Annotated in this window: 16 protein-coding genes; all 16 read right to left on the bottom strand. The window is 72.9% G+C overall.

Annotation, left to right across the window (positions count from 1 at the left end; genetic code table 11):
* The 16 genes from ACN261_RS31525 to ACN261_RS31600 all read right to left on the bottom strand — a co-directional run bounded on the left by ACN261_RS31525 (position 1) and on the right by ACN261_RS31600 (position 13051).
* On the bottom strand, positions 1-1032 hold the full coding sequence (locus ACN261_RS31525) for a hypothetical protein (protein ID WP_425853697.1): 1032 nt from the start codon (positions 1030-1032) through the stop codon (positions 1-3).
* A gap of 17 nt (positions 1033-1049) precedes the next feature.
* Positions 1050-1898 (bottom strand): hypothetical protein, encoded by an 849-nt coding sequence (locus tag ACN261_RS31530; RefSeq protein WP_425853698.1) that lies wholly within the window; start codon positions 1896-1898, stop codon positions 1050-1052.
* A complete protein-coding gene (locus tag ACN261_RS31535; protein ID WP_425853699.1) occupies positions 1898-4777 on the bottom strand; it encodes a hypothetical protein in 2880 nt (959 codons plus the stop codon). The genes ACN261_RS31530 and ACN261_RS31535 overlap by 1 nt, the downstream gene beginning before the upstream one ends.
* A 17-nt stretch (positions 4778-4794) precedes the next feature.
* Positions 4795-5010 carry a hypothetical protein gene (locus ACN261_RS31540; protein ID WP_425853700.1) on the bottom strand — a complete coding sequence of 72 codons (216 nt, stop codon included), beginning with the start codon at positions 5008-5010 and terminating at the stop codon, positions 4795-4797.
* A complete protein-coding gene (locus tag ACN261_RS31545; RefSeq protein ID WP_425853701.1) occupies positions 5007-5669 on the bottom strand; it encodes a hypothetical protein in 663 nt (220 codons plus the stop codon). The genes ACN261_RS31540 and ACN261_RS31545 overlap by 4 nt, the downstream gene beginning before the upstream one ends.
* Entirely contained in the window at positions 5669-6217 is a 549-nt protein-coding gene (locus tag ACN261_RS31550) for a hypothetical protein (RefSeq protein ID WP_425853702.1), read from the bottom strand. Before ACN261_RS31550 ends, ACN261_RS31545 begins: the two co-directional genes overlap by 1 nt.
* A gap of 16 nt (positions 6218-6233) precedes the next feature.
* On the bottom strand, positions 6234-6548 hold the full coding sequence (locus ACN261_RS31555) for an HK97-gp10 family putative phage morphogenesis protein (RefSeq protein WP_425853703.1): 315 nt from the start codon (positions 6546-6548) through the stop codon (positions 6234-6236).
* Between the two features lie 4 nt (positions 6549-6552).
* Complete coding sequence (locus tag ACN261_RS31560; protein WP_425853704.1) at positions 6553-6963, bottom strand: hypothetical protein; 411 nt, start codon at positions 6961-6963, stop codon at positions 6553-6555.
* Positions 6963-7301, bottom strand: a complete 339-nt coding sequence (locus ACN261_RS31565; RefSeq protein ID WP_425853705.1) for a hypothetical protein — start codon at positions 7299-7301, stop codon at positions 6963-6965. Before ACN261_RS31565 ends, ACN261_RS31560 begins: the two co-directional genes overlap by 1 nt.
* A 13-nt stretch (positions 7302-7314) precedes the next feature.
* Complete coding sequence (locus ACN261_RS31570) at positions 7315-7764, bottom strand: hypothetical protein (protein WP_425853706.1); 450 nt, start codon at positions 7762-7764, stop codon at positions 7315-7317.
* Positions 7761-8756 (bottom strand): hypothetical protein, encoded by a 996-nt coding sequence (locus ACN261_RS31575; RefSeq protein WP_425853707.1) that lies wholly within the window; start codon positions 8754-8756, stop codon positions 7761-7763. The genes ACN261_RS31570 and ACN261_RS31575 overlap by 4 nt, the downstream gene beginning before the upstream one ends.
* Complete coding sequence (locus ACN261_RS31580) at positions 8756-9037, bottom strand: hypothetical protein (protein WP_425853708.1); 282 nt, start codon at positions 9035-9037, stop codon at positions 8756-8758. Before ACN261_RS31580 ends, ACN261_RS31575 begins: the two co-directional genes overlap by 1 nt.
* On the bottom strand, positions 9034-9441 hold the full coding sequence (locus ACN261_RS31585; protein WP_425853709.1) for a hypothetical protein: 408 nt from the start codon (positions 9439-9441) through the stop codon (positions 9034-9036). The genes ACN261_RS31580 and ACN261_RS31585 overlap by 4 nt, the downstream gene beginning before the upstream one ends.
* A 71-nt stretch (positions 9442-9512) precedes the next feature.
* Positions 9513-12287, bottom strand: a complete 2775-nt coding sequence (locus tag ACN261_RS31590) for a 2'-5' RNA ligase family protein (RefSeq protein ID WP_425853710.1) — start codon at positions 12285-12287, stop codon at positions 9513-9515.
* Positions 12287-12733 (bottom strand): hypothetical protein, encoded by a 447-nt coding sequence (locus ACN261_RS31595; RefSeq protein WP_425853711.1) that lies wholly within the window; start codon positions 12731-12733, stop codon positions 12287-12289. The genes ACN261_RS31590 and ACN261_RS31595 overlap by 1 nt, the downstream gene beginning before the upstream one ends.
* A gap of 108 nt (positions 12734-12841) precedes the next feature.
* Positions 12842-13051, bottom strand: a complete 210-nt coding sequence (locus ACN261_RS31600; RefSeq protein WP_425853712.1) for a hypothetical protein — start codon at positions 13049-13051, stop codon at positions 12842-12844.

Consider the following 13051-nt stretch of genomic DNA (forward strand, 5'->3'; position numbering starts at 1 on the left):
TCAGGCCCCGACCCGGTAGACCGACAGGGTGCCCGACGCGATCGTGGTGGCGGTCGCGCAGAAAATCTCCGCCTTGACGATGGTGCTGGCGGCCATCCGCCGCTGCCCGGTCGACGCCCATCCGCTCTCGGACACACCACCGAACGACGCCCGGTACGCACGGCCGTCCATCACCATGTTCACGAAGGCTCGGCCCGACTGGCCGTTACTGACCAGGCCCTGCACGGTGGCCACGTAGAGACCCGCCGCCGGGACGGTGAACTCGAACCCGCTCGGCTTGGTGAACCCGCCGACGTTCTCGCTGGCGGCCTGCCAGGTGATCGCGGTGACCGTCGACGCCGAGATCGCCTGCGGGCTGGCTGTCGCTGTCGCCTCCAGGCTGATCGGGGCGATAGCCCGGACCTGCCACTGCCCACCCGAGCGGCCCTCCAGGGCACCGGTGTCCAGACGGTGCACGTACTGGCCGTCGTACGGGGACAGGGCGTCGCGGGCGGCCTGGTTGGCGACCGGCAGGATCCCGCCGGCCGCGACCGTCCACGGCCGGCGGTCCGTGACCACCGCCGCACCACCGCCGGACTGGGGCACGTCGATCGTGGCGAGCCGCACCGCGCCGGCAGGCACGGCCGGCTCGGACGGTGAGGCCCCCGCCACCCCGACCAGGTACTCAGAGCGGGCGGTACGCAGCCCGGACGAGTCCTCGTCGTTGTCGTACACCCGCAGGATCACGATGTCCTTGCGCGGGTTGGTCGCGTTCGCGGCGGCCAGGGTGTGCGTCTCGGCCGCCGGCAGCGCAACCCAGTACGGTCCCTGCGCGGTGCTGAGCCCCGGGTCGACGCACGCGCAGCCGGTGGCCACGGTGATCGTGGAGACCGCCAGGGTCACCTGCAGCGCGGGGCCCCCGGGGCGCACTCCCTGCCGGGCACCGGAGACCCGGCCGTCGTACATCAGCGGCAGCGCCATCCCCTGCCGCAGCTCGGCGGCGTTGTACGCCGGCGTACCAGCGGACGCGTTGATCCACAGCGGATCAGCCACGTAGGGCTTCCCTTCTCTCAGTGCCAGGCATCGCGCCACGTGGCGGTCAGCAGGGCGGTCGGGTCGTAGGCCGCCGCGTCGAAGGCGATCTCGACGGGGGTGGTGGGCGGCAGGGTCGGCCACCCTCCGGATGCTTGCCCGCGGCGGGACGCGGTGCCGTTGAGGTAGACCGTGCGGGCGGCGGTGTCGATGTCGAGCCACTGCCCGACCCCGAGCGTCAGCCACAGCCGCAGGGTGGTGGCCACTCCGGCCACCAGCGTGCTGACGCGCGGCTCGGACACCGGGCCGTCAACGCGCAGTCGCAGCCCGGACGCCTGCGTGCCGGCGTTGACGATCGTGGTCCGGCCGGACGTGACGGTCGCCGCGACCGTGAGCGGCGCTGTCGTCGGCAGCGTCAGCCCGCCCACGGTGGACGGCAGCCCCAACGTCACGCTGTGCTCGGTCCCGCTGTAGATCGCCGGGTCGAGAGCCACGAACGCCGCGTTGACGTAGGTGTGCCCGTCGACGTGCCGGGACTCCGGCTCCACCAGGCGGGGCCGCCCGCGCATCAGGTACTCGGTGCCGGCCAGCGCGAAGCGCAGGTCCAGGTCGACGCTGCTCGGCGCGAACGCGGCGAGCAGCTGCTGGTGCAGCGCGAGCCATCCGCCGGTGCCCTTGCCCATCACGACCAACCGCATCGGGATCGCGGCCTGCTCAGCCCATTCCGCACCGGACCAGGACCCGTGCCCCCAGGCCCGCGCGCCGCCCTGGTCGGCGCGCACCGACCGGGCCAGCGGGTTGAAGTGGCTGCCCCGCACGAACCGGTACGGGGTGCCCGGCCCGATGACCAGGTCGCGTATTTGCACCTGCCCCTCGTCGAGGGCCATCAGCTGACTCCGTGCATGGCGAGTTCCTCCTGCACCTGGCGCAGCGAGAACCGGTCGGTGAACGCCTTGATGATCAGCTGCTCGACGGTGATGCCGCGGCCGCCGCCGGCCTCCCGCACCGCTGCGCTGATCATCTCGGCGAGCGCCGACAGCGGGGCCACCGCCTCGTCCTCGCCGCCCTCGGCGATCTGCGCGAGCATGCCGCCCGGGCGGGCCCGCGCCACACCGCCCTCAGCCAGGCGTGGCACGTCGGGGAACAGGTCAGGGATGACGAACCCCTTGCCACCGACACCGGGAACCCAGTCCGGGACTCGGATCGACAGGCCGAAGTCCAGCAGATTCCACAGATCGATGATCTTGTTGATGCCGCCCTTCACGGCGGAGACCGGCCCGTCGAAGAGCCCGTGCGCGGCCTTGCTGATCTTGCCGGGCAGGCTGTTGGCGAACCCGACGACCTGGTCGAAGCGCCCGATGATGTAGTCCTTCGCCGCGTTCACGCCGTCACGGACCGACTTCCAGACCGCCGCGGCGCTGTCCTTGATCTGGTCCCAGTGGCGGACGATCCACAGGACCGCGAGGCCGATCGGGCCGGTCAGGATCGCCAGCAGCAGCGGCCAGTTCTGCTGCGCCCACTCCCAGACGAACTTGATCGCCGACCAGACGGCATTGAACGCGCCGGTGACGATCTTGCGGAAGGTCTCCGAGTTGCGCCACAGCAGGACGATGCCCGCGATCAGGGCCACCACCAGGAGGATGACCGCGCCGAGAGGGCTCGCGGACATCGCCGCGTTGAGGACGACCTGACCGACCGCCCACGCTTTCGTAGCGATGTTCGCGCCGATCGCCGCAGCGCGCTGCGCGACGGTCGCCGCGAGGTTGCGGCCCTTGGCGAGGATGCCGCCGTTGGTGGCGGCCGTCTCCGCGATCTGCGCGCCGGTCGCGGCCCGGGTGACGGCGGTGTTCGCGGTCAGGGCTGCCGTGTGTGCGGTCATGCTGGCGCGCAGGCCCCAGTTAGCCGCCACCTCCGCGATCTTGATCGGCAGCATCGCGACCGACGCCAGGTTGGCCGCGGTCTGCGCACCCTTGACCACCACGTACCCGGCGGCCAGCCACGGCAGCAGCTGGATGAGGGTGTCCAGGTGGTCCGCGGCGAACCCGACGATGACCCCGGTCACCGAGAGGGTGTCGCGGAAGCTGCCACCCTCACTGGCGGCCGCCGACAGAGCCGGGGCCAGCCTCGCCGCGTTGTCGATCAGCCCCGGCAGGGTCGCCACGACGCCCTCGACGACGGACCGGACCGTGCCGAGGACCTGCGCGATCCGATCCTGCCCCTCGGCCGAGTTGAGAAACGCGCGGAGGCGGGCGGTGCCGGACTCCAGGCCGGAGAGCATGTCCCCGCCGGCCTCCGCGCCGCCGGCACGCAGGATGCCCACGATGATGCCCACGACGTTGGCGCCGATCGCCGCCACCTGGCGCAGCACACGGAGGCCGCTGCCGAGCCACCGATCGAGCTGCCCGGACTGCCGGCCGGCCGCCGCCCACCGCTCGAACCGCTCAGCCAGGGTCAGGGTGCCGCCGGCGAGTCCCGGCAGGTACGCCGAGGCAACCACACCGATGTGCCGCAGCCCGGACACGATCGGGGCGACCGCTCGGCCCAGCCGGTCGGTCGTACGGGCCGCGTTGCCCAGCGCCCCGTCGACGTCGCGGACGAAGGCCTTCGACATGGCCAGCCGGGCGGACTCCCGCATCGCCCGGTTGAATCCGCCGGCGACGTCGCCGAGCCGCCGGTCGAGCACCGGCAGGTACCGGTCGGAGAGGCCCCGCACGTCACCGGCGGTGCCGGCCCAGAACCGTTGCTGCACGCTGCGGCCGAGCCGGTCCCACGCCGGCTGCAGCGCCCGGATCGTGCGCACCAAGGCCTGCGCGGACGGGGCGAGCTTCGCGTAGGCCTCGGCCTGCTTCGACACCGCACCGGCCGCCTGGGTGCCGGCGGTGGTGCTCTCCTTCTTCGCGGCCGCGAGTTCCTCTTCGGCGACGCGCTGCCGCTCCGTCGCGTCCTTGACCGCCTGGCTGCCCTCGACCCCGACCCGGGCCGACTCGGCCTGCTCGGCCGCCAACTGCTGGTGCCGGGCCTCGGCCTCCTTCAGGGTGTGCAGGGACTCCCGGTAGGCGAGGTCGGCCTCCCGGATCTTGTCGGCGTTCTTGCTCTTGTTGGCTTCCTCCAGCTCGGCGGCGGCCGTCTTCGCGCTGGCTGCGGCGCGCTCTTCGGCCAGCGCGGCACCCTCGACGTCCATGGCGAGCTGCTGGACCCGTTCCTGCTCCTCGCGGCGGGCGTCGATGAGGTCCCGGGTGGCCCGGGTCAGGTCCCGTTGGGCCGACGCGATGCGCCGCTGCGCGGCCTCGTACGCGGTGGCGGCGGCCCGTGCTCCGCCACCGCCACCGCCACCGGTGGACTCGGCCAGGGCGTCACCGAGTCCCCGTGTGGCGATCGCCAGGACACCGAGCCCGGCGGCGGCGGTGACCGCCGCAGCGGGCAGCAGCAGCACCGCGCCGACCGATTGCGAGACCGCCGCGACGAGCGCGATGGCCTGCGCGGTGACGTAGGCCATGCCGCCGCCGAGCACCGCGGCCCCACTCACCCGGAACAGCCCGGCCAGCAGGGGCCGCAGTCGTGAGGTCTCCCGCTCCATCCCGCCGGCGAACCGGCGACCGGCGGTCTGCCCGGCGCGGGCCGCGATCGGCTCCAGCCGGTTGAGGACGCCCTCCAGACGGGCGACCGTCCGCTGCATCGCCGAGGTCAGGCCCCGCTCCGCCTCCGGCCCGAACCCCGAGACGTCCGGGCGGACCCGGACGATGCCCTCACCGATGGTGCGCGCCACGGAACACCTCCCCTCGGTTATCGGAATGCGGCCGCCAGAGCGGCGATCTCTGCCGCCCGGTTTTCAGCGACCGTCGGCTCCCCCGCCGGCCCGGCGTCGGCCGGCGGCGCGGACGGGGTGAGGGTGTCGGTGAGCTGATCCGGCTCACCGCCGAGCGCGGCGAGCATCTGCCGGCGGGCGGTCCACTCGTCGCACAGCCCGTACAGCACCGGCAGCGCCCGGCGTGCGGTCATCCGAAGTAGACGAACTCCCGGGTCGGGTTCGTCGTCTCCGGCAGACCCAGAGGGCCCGGCTGAGGCTCGGTACGGCTCGCCAGGAAGTCCTCGAACGCCTCCGGTGACATCGGCGGCGGCGAGGCGTCCGTCGATGTAGGGCCAGCACTCGACGGCCCACCCACAGAGTGAGAGGGCCGTGACGTAGGGACCTCGGACAGGTCCTCCACGATCCCTTCCATGACGTCGTTGAGGACGTCCTGGTCGACGCAGTTGGTCCGGCAGTACTCCCGGAACCGCTCGTACTCGTCCGCGCCCAGGGCGCCCTGGAAGAAGTCAGCCAGGGCGGCGACCGCCGCCGGGTCGACCGTCTTGATGTTGCGCTTGTTGAGGCGCATCAGCTCGCACAGGTCCAGCAGCTGCATCTCGCCCAGCACCCGGAACGCCACGTCGTCGAGGGTGAAGCTGGGGAAGACGTCCAGCACCTTCTCACGCAGCAGCTTGCGGGCGAGCCGGGCCGCCGTGTCGGTCGGGTCGACCGGCTGCTTGTCCAGGGCGGCCAGGACCTGCCGGGCCCGGGTGGTGTTGCCGTCGATCCAGGCCATCACGGTGTCCAGGTCCCCGGCCGGCGGTGGCGTCGCCGCGGCGCGCCGGGCGGCGCTGGTGTAGTTGCGCGCCATCACGCCCTCGCCGGGGATGCCAGGATCGCCGCGAACGGCAGGAGCACGGGCGACGGCTTCGCGAGCTGGAACTCGTTGGCGATGACCGCCGCGTCGGCACCGCGCTTGCGCTCCAGCTCCACGTTGCCGCCCTGCAGCGCCTCGCGGAACACCCACCGCTCGGTGCCGTCCGAGGACTCGAAGCCGAGCATCCGTCGGACCTCCTCGCCGGGCTGGTGGGGTTCGTAGACGACGATCCCGGTGCCCGTGGTGATGGTGCCGCCGTTCCAGGCGATACGCAGGTTGTTGGCGGTGAGCTGCATCAGCGCGAACGCCACCTTGAGCGACCGGGAGTTGATCGCGATGTGGATCGGGTCGATCTCCTCGGCCACCTCCACGGTGCCGGTGTCGAGCTCGTAGCTGAGCTTCGACCCTTCCTTGGTGTAGCCCATCGTGTTCCATGCCGCGTCCCACGGCGTGGTCAGGTCGACCGGCTCCAGGGATCCCAGCGGCGCTTCGCGCAGGATCCCCGGGCCCAGCGCGAGCTGGCCCTTGTTCTTACCTGCCATGTGTCCTCTGTCCTCCTCACAGGTGGATGTAGCGGTCCAGCGCCGGGCCCAAGAACGGCTGCGCGTGGTGGTATCGGGTGCCGCCTTCGTGGAAGCCCATGTAGAAGTGGTCGCGGTCCCAGGAGACGTCGACGTGTAGGCCGAGGCCGTCCCGGCCGGGCCAGGGCTGGATGGACGCCGCGCCGCGGCCGGTGCGGTGCGGCGCGTCCGCCCGGGCGTCCAGCGCGATACCCCACCCGATCTGCAGCAGCAGTTCGGCTGTCTGCGTGGTGTCGTCGAGCAGCGCGATCTCGTGCTGGTGCATCCGCACCCGGTCGACGTCGACGGGCACGGGGCTACTCGTCGTCGACGGGTGAGCGGACCAGGTGCTCCCACCCGTTGCGCACGACGTTGCCGACCGGCACCCGGTCGCCGGCGAGGTGGGCGCGGGCACCGCCGGCAACGTGCAGCGCCTGGGTGGCGATGACGTACCCGGCTCCGGGTAGCCGCGCCGCCGCGTCCTCGCGGGCCGCGTCCAGGGCGGCCTGCGCGTCGACGACCCGCTGCGCCGCCTGGTCGTGCCCGTCGACGTCCCCGGCCTGGCCGGGGGCTGGCGGGGGCGGGGTGGTCAGGACGGCCGGGCCGTCGTGCGGGTGCTCCAGCACGCAGCCCGGGTGCGTGCAGCCCGGCTCGGTGGGCACCGGCCCTTCCGGCAGCTCGTCGACGGCCGACACGGCCGCGGCCGGGGTGGCTCGCTGTCGCGCCATCAGGCACCGACCTTCCACGCCCCGAAGGACAGGCCGGTGTGGGTGGAGTAGGTCATCGCCACCAGCCCGGCCGGGTCGCCGAACACGCTCGCGGGGAACGGTCCCCGCGCGGCGTATCCGCCGGCCGGGACGCTGATGGTCAGGTCCGCCACCGCCAGGCCCGCCACGGTGCCCGGGGTCTCCACGGTCACGGTGATCGGAGCGCCGGACACGTTCTCCCAGAACACCCACACGTCGCTGCCACCGGTGAACTTGTCCCCACCGGCCGCGGCCGCGGTCGGACTCAGGTCGGTGGTGTTCGCCGCGCGGGTGATACGCCCCACGCCTACAGTCGCCACAGGATCCTCCTGATCAGTCGAGGTAGTACTGACACGTCACCTGGTAGACCAGGACGCTGGTCGGCCCGTCGTCGTCGGCGGCGTAGTCGGCCGTGCCGCCGGACATCTGCACGTAGGTGTAGCCGCCGGTCAACTCGGGCTGATCGGCGAGCAGCGTCTCGATCACGCCCCCGATCTCGGTGCACCGCATGTCGGTGTCGAGGACCTCCGCGCCGGGGATGGCCACCCGGACGTAGAGGCCCACCGTCGCGGTCTCCAGCCACAGCTCTCCGCTGCCGTCGTGGCCGGCTGACGCACGGGTGAAGCGGACCCCTCCGCCGTAGACGCACTCCCGCTCGGCGGTTCGGCCGGGCCAGGCGTAGGCCACCTGCAGCCCGGCCAGCGGCAGTCCGGGTGCGACCTGACCCTGCAGGCGGTCGAACAGCGCCGCCTTACACCGCAGCGCCTCCGTCACGGTGCTCACCGGCGGCCGCCGTGGAACAGCGACCCGTACTGCGGGTCGTAGTCGATCGTCCGCGATGCCGGCGCCGCCCGGCCGTCCGGGCCGGCCCCCTCGGACACCCTCCGGGAGTAGCGGCCGTAGGCGGCGTCGACCTCGGGGATGCCGGTGCGGTACGCGTCGGGCAGCGACAGGCGGTACGTGCCCATGTCCTGGATCGTGAAGCTGACCGCCCGGTCGGGGACCTGCTTCTTGTCGAAGTTGATCCGGTCGCGGAAGCGGGTCAGCGCCGCCCGGACCAGGTCGGCGGGAGCGCCATCCGCGCCGTACTCGTACTCGACGACGACGTTGCCGTCCCCGGCGGTCCACACCGCGTCGTCGGTACGGCGCAGGGTGCCGTCGGCGCGGACGGCCAGCGCGGCCAACTGCCCGGCGGACAGCGGCACGGCCGGCTGTCCGACCCGGGGTGCCACCGCCACCGCCCGGACCGCCCGGATGCCGCGCATCAGCGTCCCGGCCCGCCACTGGTCGCCCCCGGTGGGCAGGACCAGGTCCGGGGTGCCGGTGCCGTCCAGGACGACCCGGCGGTACCGGGGCACCCACGCCTGGTCGCAGATCCACTCGCATTCCTGCTCGACCTCGGTGCGGACCCGCACCAGGTCCGCCGTCGGGTACCGCGCCGTGTCCCGCAGCGTGGAGTCCGAGTCCCGGGCCTGGCGGAGGCCGAACAGGAACCCGCCCACCACCTCGACCTGGTCGTACTCCACGACGGGCACGCCGGCGACCGTCCCCGACCAGGTGACGCCGATCAGGGAGAGCTGCGTCTGTGCGGGCATCGTGTACGTCCACTCGCCGCCGGTCCCGGCGGTGGCGGTGCCGGTGAACAGCAGGTCGCCGTCGACGTCGGTGCCGATGACCGTCACCGGTGCGTCGACGACGGCGGGGATCTCGCCGCCGCCGAAGGCGTGCGTCAGGGTCGCCGCGGTGGTCGCGGCGACCCGGGTCAGGGTGCCCATCAGCCGATCCGCACCGATCCCTCGACGGTGCCGGACACGACCTCGACGTACACGCCGGTGCCCGCGCGGATCCCTCCGCCGTCGTACCAGGCCGATGCGCTGGCGTTGGCGGCCAGCGCGATGGTGTCCAGCATCGTCCCGGCGGCCGACGCCGGGTTGTCCCAGATCCGGACCACCGCCGCGGTGGTGGCCCGGACGCTGTATCCGCGGTAGGTGGCCGGACCGACCTGCACGACCTGGCCGGCCCCGGTGAGCGGCACCGCGGTGGCGGCGACGCTCACCGGATGCGCAGCTTCACCTGGACGAGCCCGGCCGGGATGGCCAGGCCGGTGCCGGTGTGCGTGAAGTGGGCGGTGAGGGTGTCCCAGGCGGCGGGCTGCAAGTCCGCCGCCGTGCCCGACAGGGTCAGGACCTCGGCGGTGGTGGCCACGCCGTTGACCGAGCTGTACGCCCGGGTGGCCATGACCACCGTGCCCGCGCCGGCCTGCCGGTTGCGGGCGGTCAGGGTGACGTAGTTGGAGCCGTTGGCGGTCATCGCCGCGCCCGGCACCCAGAGGATCTCGGTGATCTGCGCGGCGAACGGCAGCCGCACGATCGGGACCTCCACCGCCGTGCCGGCGGCGGTCGGCGGGATCTGTGCGGCGTAGGTCAGATCGCCGCGCAACTCGTCGAACTTGATGCTCATCGCGTGTGTCTCCTCGACGGTGTCGGGTGCGGGGATGGTGGTGCCGGGCCGGCGGGCGGCCCGGCACCCGATCAGTTGGCTCCGCGGTAGAACCCGCGGTGCTCCAGCGGCGTCGCCGAGTAGACGTGGCGGATCTTGTACGTGTACTTGTCCGCGTTGAACATCGTGCCGGTGTTGGCCTCGGCCTGGGTGAACACCTCCGGCTCCTGCCGCCCCTGGTAGAAGCCGACCTCGATGGTCGGGCACATGTTCGGATCGGCGGCCAGGAACCAGTCGTTGGCGTCCGACCAGTGGTCCAGGACCTCGAAGTCCATGCCGCGGTGCAGGTTCGGGATCGTCGCGTCCGCGTTGGACGTGACCGCCACGGCCGAGGTGGTCAGCTGGAAGGCGACCTCCTCCAGCTCGCTGGGCACGATCAGCAGCTTCGGGGCCAGGGACAGGATGTTCGTCGCGTCCCCGTAGGCGGCCTGCTTGCGCATCCGGCGGCGGCCGACGCCCAGGCCGGTGGAGTTGAGCACGGCCGGGTTGTCGGTGTTGTTGTGCGAGGCGTGGAACAGCGCCGTCGAGTCGTACGTGCACACGGCGTTGCTGATCAGCAGGTCCCACACGAACCGGTGCAGGGTGATCGCGGCGGCCAGGCCGAGCAGGCGCGGGATGTTGCGGATCGCGCCCATGTCGTCGTTGGCGATCATCTCCATGGTGAGGTCGTCCGTCCCACCCCGCTTGATGATCCGGTACACGGCCTCCTCGTCGTTGGGCGACTGCAGCGGCTGGTAGGGGGCACCCTCGGCCACGACCGGCAGGGTGCCGTACCCGCCGATGCGGGTCCGCTTCTGGTCGCGGAAGTCGGCGACGGGCACGACGTCGGAGACGATCTTGCGCCAGGTCTGCAGCGACGGCTGCTGGTAGAGCTTGATCATCTTGCGGTGGATCGAGTCGCCGAGGACCTGGGCCCAGCTCGCCGCGGTCATCGACTCGGAGCCGCGCACCGCGCTGTCGAAGCCGGCCCCGAAGCACTCCCGCAGGATGCGCCGGTTGACGTCCTCGCCCCACGCCTGCGGGCGGTAGCCGGTGATATCGGCCCACGCCTCGCGGAACGACCGGTACCCCTCGGTGTAGTTCCCGTCGAAGAAGTGGTCCAGCGCGGCGGCCTTCTTCTCGGCGCTCTCCTTGGTGACCTGGGCACCGCCGAGCGGGGCGGCACCGACCAGGCCGGCACGCTCGACGATGGCCAGGCCGCCCTTGATCGCGGCGATCTGCCCGTCGACGACGCTCTCCGTGATCTGGTCGGGCAGGGCGGCGGTCACCGACTCCACCACGGCGATCGGCAGGCCGGCGGACTCGATCTTGTGGCGGATCATCAGCTGGCCGAGGAACGTGCTCTTCCCCGCGCCGGCCTCGGTGGCGCGCTGCGTGCTCTCCGTCGCTGCGGCCGCGCCGGCGGCGGTGTCACCGCCGGCCGTCGTCTCGCTGGCCGCCGCGGGGTCGGCCGGGGTCGCCTTGCTCAGACCGACCGCGGCGAGCTGCTCGGGGGTTGCGGTCTGGAGCGCGGCGAGCACGGCGTCCGTGTTCAGTGGTGCGGTCACGTCCAACTCCTTGCTCTCTCCGTCGGGCGCGTTGCCCGCCGGGTCGGTCTCATCGGTGGTGTCGAGGCCACCGGCCACCGCGCGGGTGGCCATCCCGCCGGCGGCGGGATCGGCGACGACATCGGCAGAGAAGACGCTCACGATGGCGGTGGCCTCCTCCATCCGCTGCCCGCCCTCGGCAACGGGCTTCCAGGTGGCCATGACGTCGTGGGAGATCCCCACGAGCGGCGGCTCCAGGCCGGCTTCCTGCGCCGCGATCGCCGCGTCGAGGGCCTGCGCGGCGTGCGTCGCGCCGGGCAGCAGGTGCAGGTCGGCGTACAGGCCGTCGGCCTCGGCGGCGACGTTGCGGTAGGAGCCGACCAGGCCAGCGATCGTCGACGTCCTCAGCTCGTCCTCGGTGCGGTGGTGGTCGTATGCCTTGGCGCCCTCGTAGAGGCGGGCGGCAGCGGCCAGGACCGGCTGTGGGTAGCGCCGCCGGTTGCGGGACTCCCCCGCGCGGATGATCCGGACCCGGAACACCCGGCCGCCGGCGGCGTCGGTGCCCCGGCTCTCGATGACCCGGCCGGTGACCCGGTCCCGGTGCGTGTTCTCCACTGCTGCGGTCTCCGTCCTCGAGTTCGCCGCCGCGGCGGCGAGCGGCACCGCTGTCCAGGCGGGGCCGCGGGTCCACGTCAGCGACTCGAACCGCACCGGTGTCGCTGGCACCGGCGGCGGTGGTGATGCACCGTCGGTCAGGTAGGTCAGGGTCATGTGCGGGGTGTAGCCCCGCTCGGTGGCGACCGGCAGGCCCGCGGCGGCTAGGCGGCCGGCCAGGTCGTGCCGCAGCTCCGCCAGCCCCGGCACGTCCACCGGCGCCCACACCGGTGTCCCGTCGTCGCCGGGTGGGAACTGGCCGAGGCCGCCGATCTGCCCGGACAGCGGAGGATGGGCGGCGGCGACCTGCGCGGTGATCTCGGCGACCTGGTCGACCTGGTCGCCGGTCAGCGTCTTGCCGAGGTAGGCGAGGGTGACATGCAGTTCCTCGGCCGGCAGACCGCCGGGCACCGCGAGCGCCGCGGCGATGTCGTCGGCGATGTCCAGGCACACCATGCACGATCCGGCCGGCACGTCCGCGGTGGCCTCGGTGACCCGCTGCGGCGTCGGTGGCGTGACGTCGACCTCCCGCACCCGGTCCGAGGTCGTCACCTCGCTGCTGCGTGCCGCGCCGGGTCCGGGCCCGACGGTGGGCAGCGGATCGACCGGCGAGGGCTGGACTGTCATCAGCTGGCGGTGCCCTCGCCGCCGCCGCCGGTGCCCGGGGTGGCCGCAGCGCGCTTGTCGAGTTCGTCGAGCAGTCCGGTGCGCGGCCGGTCGCGACGCCGCTCCACGGCGGCCGCGGCGGCGGCGCGGTCCGGCTCGGTGCCGACCCAGGCCAGCACGTCGGGAACGGTCCTGTCCGGCACCTGCGCCTCCAACTCCGTCAGCGGCTGGTCGGGCGTGCCGGGCTGGGACGGGACGGAGCCGACCGGGTCGACCGGCGGGGCGGGGGTCGCGCCGGTGGCGTTGAGGACGTCGCCGGTGGCGATCACCGAGCCGGCCGCGTTGACGAGGGTGCGCCGCCCGTCGTGGGTGGTGACGGTGTATCCGCCGTCGACCCGGTCGACGGCGATGATCTCGCGGGTCTTCATGCCCAGGGCCTGGGCGGCCTGGTCGCGGTTCAGGGACATGGTGCCTCCAACGGACGAGGTGGGGAGCGGCCACCGATCGGGGCCAGGACGCGCGAACGCCCCCCGGTAGTACCGGGAGGCGTTCGGAGGTTGAGGGGGTAGCTGGGGCTACCTGTCGATGCCCATGATGCGGTCGGCGCGGCGAACGAACTCGCCCTGCGCCGCGGCGGTGGCGTCGACGTCGACGTGGTGCTGGTTGTAGTCGCTGCCGGCCGGTTGGTCGTCCGGCGTGAACGGCGTTGAGGTCTCGGTGCGGTCGGCCCACTCGCGGTGCCAGTCGCCGAGAGCGACCAGGCGGCGGCGACGTTCGGGATCCAT

It is taken from the genome of Micromonospora sp. WMMD723 (assembly GCF_049863385.1).
In the GTDB taxonomy this organism is placed as follows: Bacteria; Actinomycetota; Actinomycetes; order Mycobacteriales; family Micromonosporaceae; genus Micromonospora; species Micromonospora wenchangensis.

Bases quoted from the DNA above. Each gene is read 5' to 3' on its own strand.
- ACN261_RS31530 (WP_425853698.1), bottom strand. From the start codon at position 1,898: ATGGCCCTCGACGAGGGGCAGGTGCAAATACGCGACCTGGTCATCGGG.
- ACN261_RS31540 (WP_425853700.1), bottom strand. From the start codon at position 5,010: ATGACCGCACGCCGGGCGCTGCCGGTGCTGTACGGGCTGTGCGACGAG.
- ACN261_RS31545 (WP_425853701.1), bottom strand. From the start codon at position 5,669: ATGGCGCGCAACTACACCAGCGCCGCCCGGCGCGCCGCGGCGACGCCA.
- ACN261_RS31550 (WP_425853702.1), bottom strand. From the start codon at position 6,217: ATGGCAGGTAAGAACAAGGGCCAGCTCGCGCTGGGCCCGGGGATCCTG.
- ACN261_RS31560 (WP_425853704.1), bottom strand. From the start codon at position 6,963: ATGGCGCGACAGCGAGCCACCCCGGCCGCGGCCGTGTCGGCCGTCGAC.
- ACN261_RS31575 (WP_425853707.1), bottom strand. From the start codon at position 8,756: ATGGGCACCCTGACCCGGGTCGCCGCGACCACCGCGGCGACCCTGACG.
- ACN261_RS31585 (WP_425853709.1), bottom strand. From the start codon at position 9,441: ATGAGCATCAAGTTCGACGAGTTGCGCGGCGATCTGACCTACGCCGCA.
- ACN261_RS31590 (WP_425853710.1), bottom strand. From the start codon at position 12,287: ATGACAGTCCAGCCCTCGCCGGTCGATCCGCTGCCCACCGTCGGGCCC.
- ACN261_RS31595 (WP_425853711.1), bottom strand. From the start codon at position 12,733: ATGTCCCTGAACCGCGACCAGGCCGCCCAGGCCCTGGGCATGAAGACC.
- ACN261_RS31600 (WP_425853712.1), bottom strand. From the start codon at position 13,051: ATGGATCCCGAACGTCGCCGCCGCCTGGTCGCTCTCGGCGACTGGCAC.